Raw genomic sequence first — 20,296 nt, 5'->3', positions numbered from 1 at the left:
GTAATGCCGGGTTAATGAATCCCCGGTAGCGTCGACATTGTCGCACCAGGGGGCCCGGCGATCATGCTCGGCGCACCCGCGTCTGCCGTGAGTCGGACGTGCACCGGAACGTTCATCGAAGACCGGAGGACGCCACATGACCGACCGAATCTCCCGACGCTCCCTGCTTACCTCGGTAGCGCTGATCGTTCCGGCGATCCTCGCGCCGACCGTGCCGGCCGACCCGCCCCACGCGAAGCTCGGCCGGGTCGAGGCCAGCAAGCCGACCGGCAAGGCGGCGGTCGCCACGGTGCGCTCGTACGGGCCGAACGGCACCCATTGGCCTGCCAACACGCCGCAGATCGGCGATACGTTCGACAAGATGATCGACGTCGCCTGCGACTGGACCGCGATCGGCAAGGCGATCATCTCGGTGACCGACGCCCAGATCGCGGCGGGCGTGCACATCCGCGTCGCTCCCGGCACACTTCCCGGCTACGGTGCGTCGTCGGGCTCCCAAGCTGTGCTCAAGGGCGTCGGGCGCGGCACGGCGACGAAGAACATCCTCGTCTCGCCGAGGGACGGCTGGGGCTCCGTCACGATCACCGATTCGTCGCGACTCGTCGCCGTGAAGGGCGTGACCTTCGCGCGCATCAACGGGCCGTTCATCCTGCTCACCGACTGTTCGCGCACGAACTGGGCGCACTCCAAGGTGTCGTACGGGTTCCGCATGACGGCCTCGAGCGGCATCGTCAAGGAGTGCAACGCCTACGAGGTCGTCATGGCCGATGCGAAGGCCGACATCTCCGATCCCTTCGGTTTCGCCGCGGGCACGAATTCGATGATCACGGACTCGTTGTGGGAGGGATGCTACTGCGCTCCCGTCTTCCGCCCGGGCGGCGCGACCGACCATATCGACACGCTCCAGATGTACGGCAACGGCGCCTACCGGGGGCTCACCATCCGCGACTCCACGTTCTTCGGCGCACTGAACAGCGCGCTTCAACTCGGTGGGCCGAAGTCCCAGGACCCCGATCTCGGCACCCCGTTCATGACGCTCGACCACTCGATCCTCACCGCCCAGATCGTCGCCATGCGGGTGCGCTATCCGGCTCCGCCCGGCGCGTACACGCCGACGATCGGGCAGGCCATCAACGGCAGCGGAGAGTCGGGCCAGCTCTTCGCCAAGGACTCCTACGTCTTCGGGTCCTTGTACACCACCCAGTGGGGCTCGGTGGAGAATAGCTTCTCCTCGTACAGCAAGGCGCCGACGAACAACAAGTCGAAGGTGGGCGCCTGGCAGTACGACGCGTCGATGTCGTCGTTGGCGGCCGACTGGTTCGACGAGCTCACGCCGACCCCCACCGACGACTACCTGCGCGGCATCTGGGGCTGAGCCGGGCTCGCCGACCGTGGGTCCGTCAGCGAGCGCGGCTCGTCAGGTCCGTCCCATTCCCACGTAGCGCCAGCCGGCCGCCTTCCAACGATCTGCGTCGAGGCAGTTGCGCCCGTCGATGATCGTGGACGCGCGGGCGATCTCCTTCACGTGTGCGGGATCGAGCGCCACGTACTCGGGCCACTCGGTCACGAGCACCACGAGATCGGCGTGCCGAAGGGCCTCATCGGTGACGTTCGAGTAGAGCAGCTGCGGATGCCGGAGCCGCGCGTTGTCGATGCCCTCGGGATCGGTCACCACCACGTCTGCACCCAGGCCCTTGAGCTGCACCGCGACGTCGAGGGCGGGGGAGTCTCGCACGTCGTCGGAGTGTGGCTTGAACGTGACCCCGAGCACGGCGACCTTCTTGCCGTATACGGCGCCGTCGAGGGCCTCCTGCGCGAGCTCGACCACCCGCTGGCGGCGCCGCAGGTTGATCGCGTCCACCTCTTTCAGGAAGGCGACCGACTCGCCGCGACCGAGCTCCTCGGCGCGCGCGGCGAACGCCCGGATGTCCTTCGGGAGGCATCCGCCGCCGAAGCCGACGCCGGCGTTCAGGAACCGCCGGCCGATGCGGGCGTCGTGGCCGATCGCATCCGCGAGCCGCGTCACGTCGGCACCCGTGACCTCGGCGATCTCGGCCATCGCGTTGATGAAGCTGATCTTCGTCGCCAGGAACGCGTTCGCGGCGACCTTCACGAGCTCGGCCGTCGGAAAGTTCGTGACGATCCGAGGCGTGCCCGATGCGATCGCCGAGGTGTACACCTCGTCGAGCACCGTCACATCGCGCACGTCGCCGACACCGTAGACGAGTCGGTCGGGCTCCACGGTGTCCTTGACGGCGTAGCCCTCGCGGAGGAACTCGGGATTCCAGGCGAGCCGCGCGCCGCTGCCTGATGCGTCGATCCGGTCGGCGAGTCGCTGCGCCGTGCCGACCGGAACCGTGCTCTTGCCCACCACGAGGTCGCCGGCCTTGAGGTGCGGCAGCAGGGCGTCGATCGCGGCATCGACGTAGCGGAGGTCGGCGGCATGGCCGTCGCGGGACTGCGGCGTGCCGACCGCCACGAAGTGCACGGTCGCGTCCGCGGCATCCGCGATGTTCGTCGAGAAGCGCAGCCGGCCCGATTCTCGAGCCGACATCAGCACCTCGGGGAGCCCGGGTTCGAAGAACGGCGGCCGGCCGGCCTGGAGTTGCTCGATCTTGCCGGGATCGACGTCGATGCCGATGACCTCGTGGCCGAGCTCGGCCATCGCCGAGGCGTGCACGGCTCCGAGGTAGCCGCATCCGATGACGGACAGCTTCATGCGCGTTTCCTCTCGTTGCTGGGACGAAGTGAGAAGTGCGCGCGACGCTGCACGCCCCGGCCGCCGATCAGTTGCGCACCGCGATCGTGATCGGGGCGCTCGTGCCGACATTGCCGGCGGCATCCGTCGCCTTCGCCGTCATCGCATACGCCCCGTTCGGGTAGCGCCGCGAGTCGAAGACGCCGCGCCAGGTGCCGTCGGCCTGCCGTGTCGCGGTGCCGAGTCGCGTCGTGCCCGACCACAGCTCCACGGATGCCACGCCGACGTCGTCGCTCGCGGTCACGGTCACGGCGACCGATGCCCCGGAGACGGTGCTGCCCGACGTCGGCGACGTGATGGTCACCGACGGTGCCGTGGTGTCGGGCGTCGGCGTGGGTGTCGGCGTGGGTGTCGGCGTGGGGGTGGGCGTGGGGGTGGGCGTGGGGGTGGGCGTGGGCGAGGGTGTCGGCGTGGGGGTCGGCGTCGTTCCGCTCGGCACCGTCGACACGAGGTAGCCGAAGTACATCCCGGCGACTGGCTTCGTCGGGTCGCCGGTGAACACGTGCCCGCGCGCCGCGGCCGCCTGGGCCTGCCCGCGCACGATCGCGATGACCTGCTGCGCGGACTTCCCGGCGCAAGCGCCGTCGGCGTAGCAGTTCAGCACGACACCGGAAGCGACGCCAGTGGCCATGCTCGTGCCGGTCGCGACGTACCCGTACTGGCTGCCCCTCTTGGTCGTGTAGGGGCAGACGCCGGGGGCGGCGACGGTGTGCGCCTGGTCGGCGGCGCTCACCGCGAAGTTCGTCGAGACGGCGTAGGCGTCGTCCCTCGTCGTAGCGCTGCACGGCGCGGTGCCGAGCCCGCCGGGCTTGCCGTCGTAGTCGGCCACGTTCGTGACGGCGAGCACCTCGTCGAAGTTCGCGGGCGAGGTGCCAGCGAAGTCCTTCGCGGAGTTGCCGGCCCCGCCGACGACCGAGATCCCGTCGTCTGTGAGTGAGCAGATGGCCTGGTGGATCGCATCGGCGTTGGAGAACCCGCAGTTCCCGTCGTCGGCGCCCGCGTAGGAGATGCTCATGTTCACAACCTTGAGGTCGAACTGGTCGGCGTTCTCCGAGACCCACTCGAGCCCGCACATGAGTGTCTGCACCGTGCCCTTCACGCTGTCGTCGAGCACCCGCACGGAATAGATCGGCACGCCGGGCGCGATGCCCACGATGCCGGTCGAGTTGTCGATGGCGCCGAGCACACCCGACACGCCAGTTCCGTGGCCGTCGCCGTCGGCGCCCGTGCCTGTCGAGAGGCAGTTGATGGCCGACTTCAGGTTCAGGTCGGGGTGCGCGCTGACGCCCGAGTCGAGCACGGCGACGCCCGGCCCGCTCCACACGGCGCCCGATCCGGCGTTGACCGGCGGTTGGTCGGCCTCGGCGGTTTGCACGGCGGGTGGCACGGTCTGGGCGAGTGGCGTGAGCGGCTTGTCGGCGATGAGGCCGACGACTCCCGTGGCATCCGCGAAGCTCGCGACCTGCGCCGCGGTGAGCCGGGCGGTGAAGCCCGCGATCACCGAGTCGTAGCGGCGGAGCGGCTCGACGCCCTGCGACCGGAGCGCCGCATCGGCGGTCGCGGCATCCGTGAAGCTCACCGTGTAGGTGCCGGCGGCAAGCGGGGCAGCGGATGCTGCGACCGGGCCGGCGGCGAGGCCGGCCGCTGCCGTGATCCCGGCGACCGCCACCCCGAGCGGTGCGAGGAGACGGCGACGGCGCCTGGCGATGGGGGCGGGTGTTGCGGTGATGGAAATGGGAGGCTCCTCGAGGTCAGTGCTGCGACGACGTCTGCGAGACGGGGATGGTCGACGCGGCGGCTTCGTCGCCGCGCACGTGGTGGTAGAACTCGATCGTCGACCGTGCGATGCCGCCCCAGGCGAGGCGGTCGAGCGGCGCGCGTTCCGATCTCGGTGCATGAGCCCAGGCGATGCTCTGCGCGAATTCGTCGGCGTCGAACTCGCCCTCGTAGCAGCGCACCCACTCCGACCCGACGAGCTCCTGCAGTTCGCGCATCGCGCCGAGGGCCGGCACGACCACCGGCCGGTCGGCCGAGAGGGCGAGGATCGCCGATCCCGAGTTCTGGATCGCGCGGTAGGGCAGCACCACGAGGTCGGCGGCACGGAGCCACGAGGCGATCGCCGCATCGGACTGGAACGCGAGGTCGAGCGCCACCCGGGCATCGCCCGACGCCGCCGAGCGAATCTCCTCGGCGAGTGCGTCGGTGGCCGGCTTGCCCGCGACGGTGAGCAGCAGGTGTTCATTCTTCACCGAGACGACCGTGCGCACGAGGTCGGGGATGTTCTTGTACGTCCGGATCATGCCCACCGAGACCACGAGGGTCGCATCGGCCCGGATGCCGCGATCGATGCGTGCCTCCGCACGCGACGCGGCGAAGTCGTAGTCGTCGCGGTAGTGCCCGTGCGGGGTGACCGCCGAAGGCTTGTCGACGAGCTCGGGGTACGCGGCACGGGCGGCGTCGAGCCCGCCCTCGGTGAGCGAGAGCAGCCCGTCGACCTCCTCGACCAGGAGTCGGCGATGCATCGCGCGGAGCACCGGGGTGGTGCGCCGTTCGTGCGAGGCCATGTTGTGCACGGTCCACACGAGCTTCGTAGCACCGCGGCGGCGCGCGACGCGGAGACCGGCTCGGAAGAGCAGCAGGCGCGCCAGCACCCGCCATGGCCTCCCGGTGAGGAAGGTCAGCTCGGGCCAGTGCAGGTGCACGACGTCGACGCGCCGGGTGAACAGCCGCAGGTAAGAGAGGTCGCGCACGGTGCATCCGTCGGCCGCGATCGTCGCGTAGAGGCGCGAGTTGTACGGGTTCGCGTGGGCGGTGCGGAAGGCGGGCTCCGCCTCGACGACCAGGGGGCGGGATGCTGCGCTCATGCGTCCGCTTTCGGGCGCTCGCCGATCACCTTCGCGGGCACACCGCCCACGATGCTCTGCGCCGGCACGTCCTTCGTGACGACCGCGCCGGCGGCGACGACCGCCCCCGTGCCGATGCTCACGCCGGCGAGCACGACGACGTTCGCGCCGAGCCACGCCCCGTCGCCGATGATGATGTCCTGCTCGACCTTCGGCTGGTCCATGATCGCCTGTTCACCCTGCACGATGCCGTAGTTCGACGCCGTGAGCGTCACGTTGGGCGCGAACAGGCACTTTTCGCCGATCACGATGCGTCCGGTGCTGTTGCCGGCCCAGATCACGGAGTGCTCGCCGATGTGCGATCCGGCGCCGATCGTGATGCGCTCCGCGTTGCGGAACGAGACGTTGGGCGCCATCGACGCCCCCTCGCCGAGCTGGAGCCGCCTGACTTGTCGCACATGCGAGTAGCTGGAGAAGTGCGCGAGTCGGAACGCGTGCAGGTAGGTGCGGAGGTCGAGCATCGACCGTGCCACTCCGGAGAGCCGGGGCATCCTGATCACGGCGCCGTCGCCGGCTCGGACACGGTGAACGACTCGGCGATCGAGGCCATGAGCGCGTCGATGTCGGTCGACGCCTTCGTGGTCACCGAGATCGTGAGCCGCGTCTCGTACGAACACGAGAGACATGCGATGTCGTCGCGGGGGTCGCCCGCAGGCCATCCGGTGACGGTCTCGATCGGCGCGCCGCCGAAGTAGCGCCGCTGCCGGCCCCACGTCATGAACGTCGCGTAGCCGCTCCAGTCGCGGCTGCCGAGATCGCGTCGGGAACGGTCCTCCAAGGCAGCGCGAACCTGGGCGCGAACCTCGGGAACGAGCTCCTCGAGTGGTGCCGCGGCCGGCACGGTGACCTTCACGACGCTGATGTGGTTCCGCACGTTCGCGTCGCCCTGCTCGCGCCGGGAGATCGGTACCAGGAGCGACACGGACTCGCGGCCGGGATCGAGCTGGGCCGCCGCACGCAGCGTCGCGGCGACCGTGAGATCGTGGATGGTGCCGCCGAGCCGGTACGCGTGCTTCACCGCGGGCGCGAGCTCCATCTCGAGGTAACGCGAGTGACGCGGGACGAGCACCCGGCGCGCCTCGCCCGATCGCTCGATGACCGCGTTCTTCAGCGGTCGGATGATCCGGCCGCCCCAGCGGCGCAGCCGGCGCACGAAGGGCTTGCGCCAGTACTCGTGCCAGGCGCCCGCGAATCCGCTCTGCTGATGCCACCACTCGCGCCCGGCGATGCCGAGGATGCCGAATCCCGTGCGTGGGGCGACGCCGACGGCCGCGCGGTCGTCGGGCGCGACCTCGGTGATGAGCGGTGTGGGATCGGTGCCGGCGACGATGTCGCCGATCCGCAGTCCGAAAAGGGCGTCGCCGATCACGTGGTGGTAGCGCGCGACGATGGCGACACGACCGGAGGCCAGCTCGACCACGCGGAAGTCCCACAGCGGACGCGACGGGTCCATCGGCCCGTTGAGCCGTCCGGTGAGAATCTCGACGAGAGCGGGGCCGTCGACCTCGACCGTCTCCTGAAGCGTCACGTGCCGCGCGATGTCCAGCTCGGCGACCGGCACCCACGCCGGCGTCGTGAGGCGCAAGGGCGTGGGCACGAGCCGCTGCCGCATCGCCGGCACGCGCCACGTCAGCGCCTCGAGCCGTGCCCTGATCGCCGTGAGGTCGATCGCCCCGTCGGGTCCGCGCAAAGCGGCACCGTCGACGATGAGGGCGGCGGCGGCGATCATCGCGTCGAACGCGATGGAGTTCGCCACGTACTTCTCGTCGAGCGTGCGGATCAGCTCCGCTCTCGTGTCGGCTCGCGTCATCGATTCCTCTCGGTGTCTCGGTCGACGTGCTCGTCGACCGGCGTCGACGGCGGTGGATGCTCGTCGATGAACGTGGTTCCCTGGAGTTTCATCCTGGCGCCGGCGACGAAGCCCTGACGGATGCCGCGGAGCATCGCCCGATCCGCGCTGCCCTTGCGCGGATCGCGGAAGTGCCGCACCGCGCGCCCGCCGGTGCGCTTGAGCAGCACCGCGAGAAAGGCGATGCCCACCCGGAAGCGCAAGCGCAGGAGCTTGTTGGCGAGCGCGCCGAGGCCGAGCCCGTAGCCGAGGTGGAGCGCAGTGTACGAGTCGCCCTCGCGGGTGTTCGTGTGGTGGATGATGCACGAGGGCTCGTGCACGATCGCGTGGCCGGCGTCGAGCACGCGGCAGAACATGTCGAGGTCCTCCGCGCCAGCCAGATGACGTCCGGCTCCCAGCACATCGTCGAAGCCGCCGAGTTCGAGCACGAGCTGACGGCGGAAAGCCATGACGGCGCCGTGACCGGCGTCGGGGCCCTGGATCGTCCGCGTGAACCGGCGCGGTGGCGCCGGTGCGCCGGTGTCGCCGATGAGCGTGTGGTCGAGCATGCGGCCCGTCACCGCGCCGACGGTGGGGTCGCCGAATCGCTCGAGGATCGGGTCGATCCACCCGTCTACGGCGATGCAGTCGTCGTCGGTGAACAGCACGAGCGGGCGCGTGCTCGTGCGGAGGCCGAGGTCGCGCGCGATCGAGAGGCCACGGATCTCGCTGCGCACGTACCCGGCACCGGCCGCCTCGGCGACGTCGCGGGTCTCCCACGTGTCCGATGCGGAGTCGACGACGAGCACCTCCACGCCGGCGGGCACCGCTTGGGTGATCGAACGGAGCGCGGCCGCGAGCATCGTCGCACGATTGCGAGTGCACACGATCACGGCGAGGTCATGCGGCGTCTGCACGCTCGGATCCCTTCGGGGCGAGGCTTGAGGTTCGGCCGTAGGCGGCGAGGAGGCTCTGCGCTGCGGCGGCCCAGCTCAATTCGGGAGCGTGGGCCATGGCGCCCGCACTGAGTCGGGCGAGCGTGTCGGGATCGCCGGCGAGCAGGTCGAGCTGCGCCGTGAGGGTGGCGACATCGCCGACGTCGTGCAGCAACCCGTGCACGTCGTGGTCGAGCAGGGCACCCGCCGCGGTCGAGACGAGCGGGACGCATCCGGCGACCTGGGCCTCGTAGGTGACCAGCGCACTGCCCTCCTCGATGGTCGGAAGGAGCAGCACGTCCGCGCCGGCGAGTTCATGCATCGGCGCGTTCGTCACGCCCCGAAGTTCGACGCTCGGATGCGCGAGGCGATCGGCGAGCACCGAGCGGTAGTCATCGTCGATGGCACCGAACACGAGCAGTCGTCCGTGGCCGCAGGCGCTCGAGGCGAGCCAGGCGTCGAGGGCGTGGTGGAGTCCCTTTCGCGGCTCGACGCGGCCGAGGAAGACGGCCGTGAGCCCGGTCGACCCCGACCCGATTCGCGTCACCGTGGCATCCGGCGTGCAGCCGTAGCGATGGCGCCGAAGCCTCGAAGGGTCGAACCCGCGCTCGAGGAACGTCGTCGCCACCGCCTCCGAGGGAACGAGGAGTGCCGTCGCGGTAGCCCACTCGCGCTCCTCCGTGGCGAGCCGCCGCGGATCGGCGGAGTGCGACGCACCCGCTCGCGGGGTGAGCCCCAGGCGTGCGGACTCGCGCGCCACGACCTCGTAGGCGTTGCCGGTGTGAGTGTTCGGCACCTCGCGGAACGACGGGATGCCGCTCCGCGCAGCCGCGGCGATCGTCCGGCTCGCCGCGAGCGGCCATACGTGCACGACCTCGGGAGCTCGCCTGGCGACCGATCGCGCTGCGACCGTGTCGTGCCAGGCGAGGGCACGGTCGCGACCTATCGCGCGATGGGGGATCCGACGGCCGGCCACCGTGAGCGAGGTCTCGACGGATGCGAGACCGGGCACCCGGCGTGCGACGCTCGCGGCGACGACGTGCACCTCGTGCCCGGCGCGGACGAGTTCGTTCACCTGGTTCCACGCCGTCCATCCGATGCCGGGCGCGCCGATCGCGTGCGGGAAGCTGTACAGGATCGAAACCCGTTGGCCGCCCTTCGATCCCGTCGAAGCCATGAGTACCCCCGTGACGCAGAGTGTGTCCCTCCAACCATCGATGGGAAACCGAGGCATCCACAACTTCAGACGCCGCATTGACGCGCAGAGTTAACAGGTGCGCAACACAAAGCGGGCGCGCCGTTAACAGTCCGGCCCCACTATGAACGTGACGGAGTGTTCCTCACATCTCGCGTTGACAATGGCGCACCGGGACCGAGCGATCGGGCGGGGCGCTCGAGCAAGTGCCCGGGGGAGCCGGCCGAGACGAGAGTGGGAACCGCCATGGAGACTCCGAAGTACCTCCAAACGTTGTGGAGCTACAAGTGGCTGTTGGCCTTCGGCCTGATCGTTGCGATCGTGGCCGGCTTCTTCGCCGGATTCACGATCACCAACACGGGCCAGGTCGAGTCGAGGGCCGTGAAGTCGTACACCGCCGGCACGACGATCCTCGTCACGAGTCCGAGCGACACGCTGTACCAGGCGACGATCCCCGGCCAGCCGATCGAGCAGGGCGTCTCGGCGCCTGAGCCGCTCGACCTACCGTCCGCGGCGCAGATCTACGCCTACATCGTGGCGGGTGCCACCGTTCGCGCTGCCGTCGAGTCCGACATCGGCGTCCTCGACGAGGACACGGAGACCATCACCGCGATCCGTCGTACCACGCAGCCCGCGGGCGACGAGCGGTTCCCGGGTTCGCTGAAACTGCCGGTGCTCGAGATCGTGGGCACGGCGGCGACGGAGGAGCGCGCCGAGGAGATCTCCTCGGCGGCCACCGGAGTCTTCCTCGGCTACGTCGAGACGCAGCAGACGGAGAAGGCGATCGCGCCCGAGAACCGCGTCATGCTCGAGGTCCTGGCCGAAGGGGCGGCGGTCGAGGGTGAGACGAGCAATCCCGCGATCCCGATCGTGATCACCGGATTCGCCGTCTTCCTGGCATTCATCGCCCTCGCGTTCGTGCTCGCCGGGATCCGATCGAGCCGTGCGAAGCGCCGTTCGCGGCGGGCCGCTCGCGATACGGCGCCGGTCGACGACGCGGCATCCGAGACGCAGGCCGCCGGGCCCGAGCCGTCAGAGAGAGCCTCGAAGGGCTCCGACGACCACGTGCTCATCGGCGCCGGCACCCGGACGGACTGAGGCGCACCGTGACCTCCGCCGACGGCGTGCTCGAAGCCGCCGACGCGACCCGTGCGCCCGAGACCGGTGCCGCATCCGAAACGCCGCAGGCCGAACCGCCGACAGCCGCGCTCGATCGGCGGCGTGTCATCGTGGCGGCCGCCGTGCTGGCGGTCGTCGCGGTCACCGCGGTGGCGCTGCTCCCGCCGCTGATCGCAGGCGGCGTGCTCCTCGTGGTGGCGCTGCTCGTGATCTTCCGCCGGTTCGTCTTCAGCTGGACGGCGGCGATCATCGCGCTCGCCGCGGTCATCATGTTCGTGCCAGCGCGCCGCTACGCGATCCCGATGCCGTTGCCGTTCCAGCTCGAGCCTTACCGTCTCGTGCTCGGGATCGTGGTCGTGGCGCTCGTCGTGGCACTCATCCTGAAGCCCGAGGTGCGCTGGCGCCCCGTGGCGTTCGGGTGGCCGATCGGCATCCTCCTCGTCACCGTGCTCGTCTCGTTCGTCGTGAACGGCATGGAGCTCGCGAACCAGGGACTCGTCGAGACTGCGATCGGGGGCATCTCCCAGCTCCTGGCCATGCTCGCGGTCTTCTACTGCTTCCGGCTCTTGCTGCGCTCGGAGCGCGACGTGATGCTCCTCGTCACGTTCATTACGTGGGCGGGCGTGGTCGTCTCGTTCTTCGCGTTGATCGAGCGCGTGTCGAAGATGAACGTCTTCCTCATGCTCGGCGACGTGCTGCCGCTCACGCTCCTCCGCGAGGGCGGCGACGTGAGTCGCGCGGGCGTCACCCGCGCGTTCGGCTCGGCGCAGCATCCGATCGCACTCGCCGTCGCGCTCTGCATCCTCATCCCGCTCGCCATTTACCTGGCGAAGTACGCGGCATGGCCGACGAACAGCATCAATCGCAAGCTCGTCTACGCGGGCGCAACGGTCATGCTCTTCGGCGGTGTCCTCGCCGCGATCTCCCGCACGGCGGTCGTTGTGCTCGGGATCATGTTCCTCGTCACGCTGATCTTCCATCCACGGGTCGCAGGGGTCCTGTTCGCGCTCGCGTTCCCCGTCGTGCTGCTCGCGGCCGCCGTGCTGCCCAAGGTGTTCGAGTCGATGGTGCTCTCCTTCCTCGACATCGACTCGCTCGTCGCGTCGCAGTACACCTCGGCGGGCTTCGGCGGTGCGGGCAGGCTCGCCGACCTCGAACCTGCGATGCGCGAGGTCGGCCAGCAACCGTTCTTCGGCAGCGGGTTCGGCAGCCGCATCGTGATCGGCGACGAGGCCAACGCGTTCATCCTCGACAACCAGTTCCTCGGCACGCTCATGGAGACGGGCGCGCTTGGCGTGCTCGGCCTCGCGGTGTTCCTCCTCGTGCCGCCGATCCGGTTGCTCCATTTCGCGTTCACCCAGGCGGCAGAGCATCGCCACTCCATGCTCGCCATCACCATCGCCGTGTCGCTCTCCGGGTACATCGCGGCGATCTTCTTCTACGACGCGTTCGGCTTCTTCCAGACGTTCTTCATTTTGTGCATGCTCCTCGCCGTCGGCGCGTGGCTGCTCATCGAGGCGCCGCGGCGTGAGCGCCGTCGTTCGATGGAGACAACGGACGAGGCATCCGACCTCGCCGAGCCGGCCGACCGCGAGATGGGGTCGGCCAGATGACGGTGCGCCTCTCCGTCGTGATCCCGGCGCACGACGAAGCCGCCGTCATCGGGCGCCTGCTCGAGGCGCTCACCTCCGACCCGCACTCGACCGAACTCGAGATCGTCGTGGTCGCGAACGGATGCCGCGACGCGACCGTGCCTGTGGCGCGCGCGTTCGAACCGGCCGTGCGCGTGGTCGAGATCGCCGCGGCGTCGAAGATCGACGCCCTCGAGGCGGGGGATGCCGCCGCCACGACGTTTCCCCGCGCGTACGTCGACGCCGACGTCGCAGTCGACGTTGCGACGCTGCTCGCGCTCGCCGACGCGCTCACTCGCACCGGCGGTCCGCTCGTCGCTTCGCCACGGTTGGAGATCGACACGGACGGCGTGTCATGGCCGGTGCGCCAGCACTATCGGATCTGGGAGCTGACCGACTACCGGAGCGCTGGGCACATCGGTTCCGGCATCTACGCGATGTCGGCCGCGGGGCGCGCGCGCTTCGATACCTGGCCGCACGTCATCGCGGACGACCGCTTCGTGCAGCAGCTGTTCCTGCCGTCCGAGCGCGAGACCCTCGACGGGCACGCGTTCCGTGTCCGGAGCGCCCGCACCCTCGCGGCGCACCTGCGGCGCTCGACCCGGATCGCGCGGGGCAACCGCGAGCTCCCGTCGGACGTGCAGCTCGCGGCCGACGCGCCAATGGGAGACCGCGCCGGCAACCTCGTGCGACGGGTGGCGCGGCAACCGCGGCTCTGGGTCGCGTTCGGGGTCTACTGCGTCACCTCGACGGTTCCGAGGCTTCGGGCCCGCAGGCTGATCGCCGAGCGAAGGGAGCCGGAGTGGGCGCGCGACGAGACCAGCAGGGCGATCGCATGAGCGCCCCGGCCACCGACCGGCTCGCGCACACCTCCTCACGGGGGGTGTTCGTGACCATGGGCGGCTTCGGCGGCAAGACGCTCATCCAGGTGGCGTCGACGGTCGTGCTCGCCCGTCTGCTCACGCCGGCCGACTTCGGCCTCGTCGCGATGGTCACCGCCATCGTCGGCGTCGCCGACCTCGTGCGCGACTTCGGCCTCACCGGCGCAATCATCCAGGCGAGGAACCTGAGCGATCGCATGTGGATGAGCGTCATGTGGCTCTCGGTGGCACTCGGGGTCGTGCTCATGGTCGTGATTGCCGCGTCCGCACCGCTCATCGCACTGCTCTACGACGAGGAGCGGCTCATCCCGCTCACCCTGGCGATCGCTCCGATCCTCCTCATCAACGGGCTGTCGATGCCGATGCAGGCGCGCGTGCAGCGCAACCTGCGATTCGGCGTGCTCGCGAACATCGACGTCGTCTCGATGCTCTGCGGCGTCGGCCTCGGCATCGGCGCGGCCCTGCTCGGCTGGGGCGTGTGGTCGCTCGTGGTCATGTCGGGCGCAGGGCAGCTCTACCGGCTCATCGCCCTGTGGGTCGCCTCCCGGCCCAAGTTCGGCCGCCCGCACATCTCGCGCGAGGTCGTGCCGCTGGTCACGACCGGTGGCAGCATCTTCGGCGTCCAGCTGCTGAACTACGCGGCGAAGAACTTCGACAACGTCATCATCGGCCAGCAGATGGGGCCCGCGGCCCTCGGCCAGTACTCGCGAGCGTACGCGCTCTACCTCCTGCCGATGCAGCAGCTGAACGGCACCCTCGGGCGCGTGGCGCTGCCGGTGCTCAGCAAGCTGCAGGACGACGGCGACCGGTATCGCCGGTACATACGCGGCGCCCTCATGATCATCGGCTACCTGACCATCCCGGTCTACGCCGTCGCCGCCGCGGTCTCGTCGCCGCTCATCGCGATCCTGCTCGGGCCCGGCTGGGAGGAGGCCGCGACGCTCTTCAGCCTCCTCGCCATCGCGGGCGTCGCGCAGTCGATCGGCAGCGTGCTCGGATGGCTGTACATCACCCTCGGTCGCGCGCATCGCCAGCTCATCTACTACCTCGTGACGCGTCCGATGGTGATCGGCGGGTACTTCCTCGGCATCTGGTGGGCGGGCGTCGAGGGGCTCGCCCTCGTCTACGGACTCCTCACGCTCGCTTTGCTCGTGCCCGGCTTCCACTTCGCCACGACCGGGACCTTCGTGCGCATCGGCGACATCCTGCGCCCGATCATCCGGCCTGTCGTCCTCGCCCCGTTGTGCTTCGGCGCCGCCTACGGCGTGCAGCTGGCGACGCCCGGGCTTCCCGCCGTCGTGCAACTCGCGCTCGGCGTCGCCGCCGGCATCGCACCACTGCTCGCGTGCCTCCTCATCCCGGCGTACCGACGCGATCTCGCGCAGATCATCGGATTCGTCAAGCAGGTGCGCAAGCCGGCGGCGGCCGCGCCGTCGTCCGCGGCAGCGGTGCCGACGTATGTCGACGAGGTCGTCCGGGATGTCGCGGCGGCACGCGAGGGCGATCACGCACCCCACCGCGACGCCGTCGGCAACGACAGGAAGGCGGAACCGTGAGCAGATCCCGCACCCGAGCTCGGATCGCGCGCCCGATCATCGCGACCCTCGCGCTGACGCTGTTCGCGGGCTGCGCAACGAGCGAACCGCCCCCCGACCTCGCCGACCTGGAGCCGCCGTCGGCCGCGCCCGCGGTCGCAACCCTCGGCATCCTCGGCGACTCCGTGTCGCTCGGCGTCAACGCGTGCGCCGAGCAGGGCCAATGCGCCGCGGCATCCTGGTCGGGCGGCACCGACCCGGCTGTCGGATCCATCGCGGAGCGGCTGGCCGTGGCATCCGGTGTCGAACCGAACGTCGTGAACGCGGCGAAAGACGGCGGCGATGTCGAAGACGCCCTCGGGCTCGTCGACGAAGTGCTCCAGGCAGGGCCACAATTGGTCACCGTGCTGCTCGGCGGCAATGACGCGTGCGCGCCGAGCCTCGCCGAGATGACCAGTACACACGACTACGAGGCCCGGTTGACGAAGCTGTTCGGCCGTTTGAGCACTGAGGCGCCCGACGCCACGATCCTCGCCCTCTCCGTGCCCGACCTCTATCACCTCTGGGAGATCGGACATGCGAACGAGCGCACGGTGCAGACGTGGAACGGCAGCGCGTCCTGCAAGAACCTGCTCGGCTCCGCCGACGACGAGTCGGCTGAGGCAGCCGGGCGGCGCGACGCCGTCGCTGCCCAGGTCGTTGAGTACAACGCCGCCATCGAGCGAGTGTGCGCCGCGGTCGAGCGCTGCATCGACGACGACGGCGCGGTGTTCACCTACCCGTTCACGGCGGATGAGATCTCCTCGATCGACTACTTTCATCCGTCGGTCGCCGGACAACGCGTGATCGCCGAGCTCGCCTGGAACGCGTTGGAAAAGGGTGCCGGATGACGACCATGCTCGTGGCGATCTCGGGTGGGCACCTCGCCCAGCTGCACATGCTCGCGCCGCGTATCGTCGCTGGCGAAGACATCGTCTGGATGACCGACGACACGGCGCAGAGCAGGTCGCTCCTCGAGGGCGAGCGCGTCTACCACGTGCCCACCCGGCCGCCGCGCGACCATCTCGGTGTGCTCCGCGACACCCGCGTCGCACGCCGGGCGTTCGCCGAGCACCGGGTCGACAGGGTCGTGAGCTCGGGAGCCCAGATCGCCCTGTCGGCCCTCATCCCCGCGCTGCTGCGACGGGTGCCGTTCAGCTACGTCGAGAGTGCGACGCGCGTGACCGACCTCTCGACGACCGGCAAGCTCATCGAGCGGATCCCCACGGTGCGCCGTTACGTGCAGTACCCGGGCCGCGTGTCAGTGCGATGGCGCTACGCGCTGTCCGTCTTCGACGGGTTCCGCGTCGAACGGGCCGAGCCGGCACCGATAACGCGTGCCGTCGTGACTGTCGGAGGCAACGGCGACTTCGGTTTCCGTCGGCTCGTGGAGTCCGCCGTGCGCGCCCTTCCCGCTGACGCCCGGGTGCTCTGGCAGACCGGTTCGACGGATGTCTCGGGCCTCGACATCGACGCCGTCGCCTCGGTGCCGTCCGCGACTCTCTCCGCCGAGCTCGGCGCGGCAGACGTCGTCATCGGCCACGCCGGCACGGGAACCGCGCTCGCCGCGCTGATCGCCGGCAAGGTGCCCGTGCTCTCGCCGAGGTCCGTGCACCACGGCGAGCATATCGACTCGCATCAGGACGACCTCGCCGCATTCCTCGCCGAGCGCGGACTCGCTGTCGTGCGCCCGGCGGACGCGATCACGCCCGACGACCTCCGTGAGGCGTCGAGCTGGCGGGTCACCCGACGCGACGACCTCGAGCCCGTCTTCATCTGATCGGAACACAACTCGTGCCGGATCTCAGCGTCGTCGTCGTGAACTACAACACGCGGGAAGCCACGTCGGCGTGCCTGCGGTCGGTGCTCGAGGCCGCGCCATCCGTCGATCTCGAGCTCATCGTCGTCGACAACGGCTCGGTCGACGGCAGTGTCCCGGCATTCCGCAAGTGCTTCCCCGAGGTCGACACGATCGAGGCAGGTGAGAACCTGGGCTTCGCCCGCGGTGTGAACCTGGGGGTGCGCGCCGCGACGGGCACCTGGGTCCTGCTGCTGAACCCCGACACGATCACGCTTCCGGGCTCGCTGCAGGCGCTGCTGCGGTTCGCCGCGGACCACCCCGAGTACGGGGTCTTCGGTGGCCGCACCCTGCGGCCCGACGGCACGGTGGACCCGAGCTCCTGCTGGGGCGCCCCGAGCCTGTGGTCGCTCACGATGTTCGCGACGATGCTGTCGACGGTCTTCAAGCGGTCGCCGATCTTCGACCCCGAGTCGCTCGGCGCCTGGCAGCGCGACAGCGTTCGCGAAGTGCCGATCGTCACCGGATGCCTCCTGCTGATCAGTCGCTCCGAGTGGGATCGGCTCGGTGGGATGGATGAGGACTACTTCCTCTACGGCGAGGACGCGGAGTTCAGCATGCGCGCCGGTCGCGCAGGGCTTCGACGGGTGGTCGTGCCCGATGCGGTCATCGTGCACGATGTCGGCGGGTCGAGCGACGCGGGAGGCGCGAAGGGCTGCATGGTCATGGCAGGAAAGGTCACGCACCTGCGCAAGACCTGGCCGCCGCGGCGCGCCACGCTGGGGATTCGGCTCCTCATCGCGGGCGTCGGCGTCCGCGCCGCCCTGGAGGCGCTGACCCGTCGGGCCCGAGCCCCGTGGAGCACCGTGTGGCGTCGCCGACGGGACTGGGCCGACGGTTACCCGGCCGCCGAGGCGACGCTCTTCGGACGCGAGCTCGCCGACGCCTGACCGGCGTCGCCGAGCACCCAGCCGCGCACGTCGTCGACGAAGCGTGCCACGTCGAAGTCGAGGGCACGTCGTCGGGCCGCGTCGGGCGAGATCCGGCCGGCGGCGTCGACCGCGGCGGCGAGCCCCGCCCCGTCGTCGGGGTCGTAGTGCACGCCCGTGATGCCGTCGAGCACGGATTCGGCGGCCCCGCCGATGCGGTTCACGATGACGGGGCATCCGGCGGCCATCGCCTCGACCGGGATGATGCCGAAATCTTCGACTGGAGGGAACACGAAGGCGAGCGCCCGCTGGAACAGGGCCCGCATCAGCTCGTCCGAGACCCGGCCCAGGACGTGCACGGGAACGACCGCCACGGCGGCGAGCGCTTGGATCCGTTCGCGCTCGGGCCCGGAGCCGACGACGACGACGGGAAGGCCGAGCACGGCACCCATGCGGATGACGGCGTCGTGACGCTTGTAGGCGACCAGGCGTGACGCGGCCATGAGGAACCCGTGATCCGGCAGCGACTCGAGGATCGCCCGTTCGTCGGCGGTGATGTGCGCAGCCCAGTCGGGCACGGCCGCGATCGCCGCCGCGTTCACCGGCGGATGGATGACGCGCGCGTCACGGTCCCACACTCGCTGGACCCGTTCTTGTACGAATGCACTGTTCGCGGCGAGTGAGCCCGACGCGCTCGCTGCGCGGCGGTCAACGCTTCGCAAGTAGGAACGCGCGAGCCTGGCGAGCGGCATGCTGCCGGCCCGTCCGTCGAGCTCGGGCTCCCACAAGTACCGCGCCGGGGTGTGGATGTACGAGAACTTCGGGATGCCGCGCTCGGTGCCGAATCCGGCGTGATGCGCGAACACGTAGCTGCTCGTCACGACCCACTCGGGCTCGAGGTCGCCCCACCCTCGGCGCCACGTGCCCGACATGAGCGGGAGTGAGAGCGCCTTCCGTCCGCGGAGCGGGGTCCGGGCGAGCCACGACTCATCGACGTGCTCGGGCGGGAACCGCACGGGGTCGTCATTCCACAGGCAGGCGACGCGCGCATCGGGAAGCGCGACCCGTACGGCGTCGAGCACCTGTTCGGCACCCCCCGCCGGCTCCAGCCATTCTTGGACGATCAATCCTGACATTCCGTGCTCCCATCGGGTTGGGTTCGGTATTTCAGTGGATCGAGCAGTGGGTTCGGTGGTTCAATACGCTCCCTGGCTGCTGAAGACCGCGCGCGCCGTCTTCAACAAGATGACGAGATCCCCGGTCAGCGACCAGTTCTCCACGTAGTAGAGGTCGATCTTCACGCTCTCCTCCCAGGAGAGGTTCGACCGTCCGCTCACCTGCCAGAGACCGGTGATGCCGGGCTTCGTGAGGAGGCGGCGGGTGACATCCTCCTGGTACTGCTCGACCTCGTGCGGTAGGGGCGGCCGCGGGCCGACGAGGCTCATCTCGCCGGCGAGGACGTTCCACAGTTGCGGCAGCTCGTCGAGCGAGAACCGGCGGATGATGCGGCCGAACGGCGTGACGCGCGGGTCGTCCCTCATCTTGAAGAGCACCGTGTTGCCCTCGTTCCGGTCCCGCAGCTCGAGGAGCCTCGCCTCGGCGTCGGTGACCATGGATCGGAACTTCAGCATCGTGAACCGCGTGCCGTTCGCTCCTACCCGTTCCTGCCGGAAGAGCACCGGTCCCGCGCTCGAGAGCCGCACCCCGATCGCGATCGCCGCGAAGAGCGGGCTCAACACGAGGAGCACGCCACCGGTCACGACGATGTCGAAGACGCGTTTGACGGAGTGCGCGAAGCCGGAGTATTGCGGCAGGTCGACGTGAACCATCGGAAGGCCGTTGATGGGCCGCAGGTGGATTCGCGGGCCCGCGACATCCGTCAACCGGGACACCAGGATGAGCTCGGTCTGGGAGTTCTCGAGGTCCCAACCCAGTCGACGGATCGTCGCGCTGCCGCCGGGCAGGTCGCCCGCGACGATGACCGCTCGAGTGCGCGTGCGCCTCGATGTCGCGGCGAGGTCGGCGAAGGCGACGGTCGGCAGGTCGAACGCGCGTGGCTGCGGGGTGCGAGCGGATCCGGCGAATGCCGCACCGATCGCGCGATACCCGACCCGGTATTGGCGGCGGAGCTCGACGACCACGCGTGCGACATCGTCGGGTCGCCCGACGATGATCGCCCCGGTCGTGCATCGACCCACCCGTCGCATCGCGTGCAATGCGTAGCGCCACGTGATGCGGCCGGCGAGCAGAAGTGCGAGCCCGAGGGGAAGCGCGACCGCGAGGAAGCCGCGGGCGATGTCGATCTGGAGGAGGAACGCTATGACGGCGAAGGTGCCGAAGGTGATGAGCGTCGCGTTGACGACCCGTTGGTACTCGACCGTGCCGGTGCCGATGTTGCGAAGCAGACGCGACCGGGTGGCCGAGAGGGCGAGGAGCCAGCCGACCGCGATCGCCGCGCTGAGCGAGAGATAGTCGACGTCGCTCTGCGGCGTCGCGGCGTCGAATCCGCTGGTTCGGAATCGCACCAGCTGCGCCACGAGCAGGGCGACCGCGATGAGCGCCGTATCGGTCAGCGCGAGGGCGTACACGAGGCGTCGACGCCATCCCAATCGCCTCGGCTGGGCGACGACCCGGCGCCCGACGACCGCGGCGCGACCGATGAGGCGATCTGCGGGGCGTCCGACGAACGTCATCGATTCGGCTTCGCTGGACATCGTCGGACCCCCTTGGATTCCGCCGGGTACG

At 69.9% G+C, this 20,296-nt stretch carries 17 protein-coding genes; 8 read left to right on the top strand and 9 right to left on the bottom strand.

Features of this window, described 5'->3' with window-relative positions:
• The first annotated feature begins 136 nt into the window (after positions 1–136).
• Complete coding sequence (locus J7E25_RS07605) at positions 137–1,375, top strand: hypothetical protein (RefSeq protein WP_214869435.1); 1,239 nt, start codon at positions 137–139, stop codon at positions 1,373–1,375.
• A 42-nt stretch (positions 1,376–1,417) separates the two neighbouring features.
• On the opposite strand, the gene J7E25_RS07600 is transcribed toward J7E25_RS07605, so the two are convergent.
• The 7 genes from J7E25_RS07600 to J7E25_RS07570 all read right to left on the bottom strand — a co-directional run bounded on the left by J7E25_RS07600 (position 1,418) and on the right by J7E25_RS07570 (position 9,601).
• Positions 1,418–2,719 carry a UDP-glucose/GDP-mannose dehydrogenase family protein gene (locus J7E25_RS07600; protein ID WP_214869433.1) on the bottom strand — a complete coding sequence of 434 codons (1,302 nt, stop codon included), beginning with the start codon at positions 2,717–2,719 and terminating at the stop codon, positions 1,418–1,420.
• Between the two features lie 67 nt (positions 2,720–2,786).
• On the bottom strand, positions 2,787–4,427 hold the full coding sequence (locus J7E25_RS18305; RefSeq protein WP_214869432.1) for an Ig-like domain-containing protein: 1,641 nt from the start codon (positions 4,425–4,427) through the stop codon (positions 2,787–2,789).
• 82 nt (positions 4,428–4,509) lie between these two features.
• Positions 4,510–5,622, bottom strand: a complete 1,113-nt coding sequence (locus tag J7E25_RS07590; protein ID WP_214869430.1) for a glycosyltransferase — start codon at positions 5,620–5,622, stop codon at positions 4,510–4,512.
• Positions 5,619–6,134, bottom strand: coding sequence for an acyltransferase (locus tag J7E25_RS07585; RefSeq protein WP_308164424.1), 516 nt, complete (start codon positions 6,132–6,134; stop codon positions 5,619–5,621). Before J7E25_RS07585 ends, J7E25_RS07590 begins: the two co-directional genes overlap by 4 nt.
• A 23-nt stretch (positions 6,135–6,157) precedes the next feature.
• Positions 6,158–7,471 (bottom strand): wax ester/triacylglycerol synthase domain-containing protein, encoded by a 1,314-nt coding sequence (locus J7E25_RS07580; RefSeq protein ID WP_214869427.1) that lies wholly within the window; start codon positions 7,469–7,471, stop codon positions 6,158–6,160.
• Positions 7,468–8,406 (bottom strand): glycosyltransferase family 2 protein, encoded by a 939-nt coding sequence (locus J7E25_RS07575; RefSeq protein WP_214869426.1) that lies wholly within the window; start codon positions 8,404–8,406, stop codon positions 7,468–7,470. The genes J7E25_RS07580 and J7E25_RS07575 overlap by 4 nt, the downstream gene beginning before the upstream one ends.
• Positions 8,390–9,601: a glycosyltransferase family 4 protein gene (locus J7E25_RS07570; RefSeq protein WP_214869424.1), complete on the bottom strand. Its 1,212-nt coding sequence runs from the start codon at positions 9,599–9,601 to the stop codon at positions 8,390–8,392. Before J7E25_RS07570 ends, J7E25_RS07575 begins: the two co-directional genes overlap by 17 nt.
• A gap of 264 nt (positions 9,602–9,865) precedes the next feature.
• Between J7E25_RS07570 and J7E25_RS07565 the strand changes: the two genes are divergently transcribed.
• From J7E25_RS07565 to J7E25_RS07535, 7 genes are read left to right on the top strand one after another with little or no spacing between them, the layout of a single operon-like run.
• A complete protein-coding gene (locus J7E25_RS07565) occupies positions 9,866–10,717 on the top strand; it encodes a hypothetical protein (RefSeq protein ID WP_214869422.1) in 852 nt (283 codons plus the stop codon).
• An 8-nt stretch (positions 10,718–10,725) separates the two neighbouring features.
• Positions 10,726–12,351, top strand: a complete 1,626-nt coding sequence (locus tag J7E25_RS18300) for an O-antigen ligase (RefSeq protein WP_214869420.1) — start codon at positions 10,726–10,728, stop codon at positions 12,349–12,351.
• Entirely contained in the window at positions 12,348–13,208 is an 861-nt protein-coding gene (locus J7E25_RS07555; protein WP_214869418.1) for a glycosyltransferase family 2 protein, read from the top strand. Before J7E25_RS18300 ends, J7E25_RS07555 begins: the two co-directional genes overlap by 4 nt.
• Positions 13,205–14,806, top strand: coding sequence for a lipopolysaccharide biosynthesis protein (locus tag J7E25_RS07550; RefSeq protein ID WP_214869416.1), 1,602 nt, complete (start codon positions 13,205–13,207; stop codon positions 14,804–14,806). Before J7E25_RS07555 ends, J7E25_RS07550 begins: the two co-directional genes overlap by 4 nt.
• Entirely contained in the window at positions 14,803–15,675 is an 873-nt protein-coding gene (locus J7E25_RS07545; protein ID WP_214869414.1) for a GDSL-type esterase/lipase family protein, read from the top strand. Before J7E25_RS07550 ends, J7E25_RS07545 begins: the two co-directional genes overlap by 4 nt.
• Positions 15,672–16,604, top strand: a complete 933-nt coding sequence (locus J7E25_RS07540; protein ID WP_214869412.1) for a glycosyltransferase — start codon at positions 15,672–15,674, stop codon at positions 16,602–16,604. Before J7E25_RS07545 ends, J7E25_RS07540 begins: the two co-directional genes overlap by 4 nt.
• A 14-nt stretch (positions 16,605–16,618) precedes the next feature.
• Positions 16,619–17,572, top strand: a complete 954-nt coding sequence (locus J7E25_RS07535; protein WP_214869410.1) for a glycosyltransferase family 2 protein — start codon at positions 16,619–16,621, stop codon at positions 17,570–17,572.
• On the opposite strand, the gene J7E25_RS07530 is transcribed toward J7E25_RS07535, so the two are convergent.
• The gene (locus J7E25_RS07530) at positions 17,521–18,687 is read right to left on the bottom strand and encodes a glycosyltransferase (protein WP_214869408.1); all 1,167 of its coding nucleotides are present in this window, start codon (positions 18,685–18,687) and stop codon (positions 17,521–17,523) included. The genes J7E25_RS07535 and J7E25_RS07530 overlap by 52 nt on opposite strands.
• Before the next feature lie 60 nt (positions 18,688–18,747).
• Entirely contained in the window at positions 18,748–20,265 is a 1,518-nt protein-coding gene (locus J7E25_RS07525; protein WP_251038879.1) for a sugar transferase, read from the bottom strand.
• Positions 20,266–20,296: the final 31 nt, after the last annotated feature.

This window comes from Agromyces sp. ISL-38 (genome assembly GCF_018613935.1).
In the GTDB taxonomy this organism is placed as follows: Bacteria; Actinomycetota; Actinomycetes; order Actinomycetales; family Microbacteriaceae; genus Agromyces.
This window is presented reverse-complemented; position numbering and strand designations above follow the sequence as displayed.

What these genes read in the sequence shown, in the direction of transcription:
- J7E25_RS07605 (WP_214869435.1), top strand. Translation starts at nt 137, where the DNA reads ATGACCGACCGAATCTCCCGACGCTCCCTGCTTACCTCGGTAGCGCTG.
- J7E25_RS07600 (WP_214869433.1), bottom strand. Translation starts at nt 2,719, where the DNA reads ATGAAGCTGTCCGTCATCGGATGCGGCTACCTCGGAGCCGTGCACGCC.
- J7E25_RS07590 (WP_214869430.1), bottom strand. Translation starts at nt 5,622, where the DNA reads ATGAGCGCAGCATCCCGCCCCCTGGTCGTCGAGGCGGAGCCCGCCTTC.
- J7E25_RS07580 (WP_214869427.1), bottom strand. Translation starts at nt 7,471, where the DNA reads ATGACGCGAGCCGACACGAGAGCGGAGCTGATCCGCACGCTCGACGAG.
- J7E25_RS07570 (WP_214869424.1), bottom strand. Translation starts at nt 9,601, where the DNA reads ATGGCTTCGACGGGATCGAAGGGCGGCCAACGGGTTTCGATCCTGTAC.
- J7E25_RS07565 (WP_214869422.1), top strand. Translation starts at nt 9,866, where the DNA reads ATGGAGACTCCGAAGTACCTCCAAACGTTGTGGAGCTACAAGTGGCTG.
- J7E25_RS07555 (WP_214869418.1), top strand. Translation starts at nt 12,348, where the DNA reads ATGACGGTGCGCCTCTCCGTCGTGATCCCGGCGCACGACGAAGCCGCC.
- J7E25_RS07550 (WP_214869416.1), top strand. Translation starts at nt 13,205, where the DNA reads ATGAGCGCCCCGGCCACCGACCGGCTCGCGCACACCTCCTCACGGGGG.
- J7E25_RS07540 (WP_214869412.1), top strand. Translation starts at nt 15,672, where the DNA reads ATGACGACCATGCTCGTGGCGATCTCGGGTGGGCACCTCGCCCAGCTG.
- J7E25_RS07530 (WP_214869408.1), bottom strand. Translation starts at nt 18,687, where the DNA reads ATGTCAGGATTGATCGTCCAAGAATGGCTGGAGCCGGCGGGGGGTGCC.
- J7E25_RS07525 (WP_251038879.1), bottom strand. Translation starts at nt 20,265, where the DNA reads ATGTCCAGCGAAGCCGAATCGATGACGTTCGTCGGACGCCCCGCAGAT.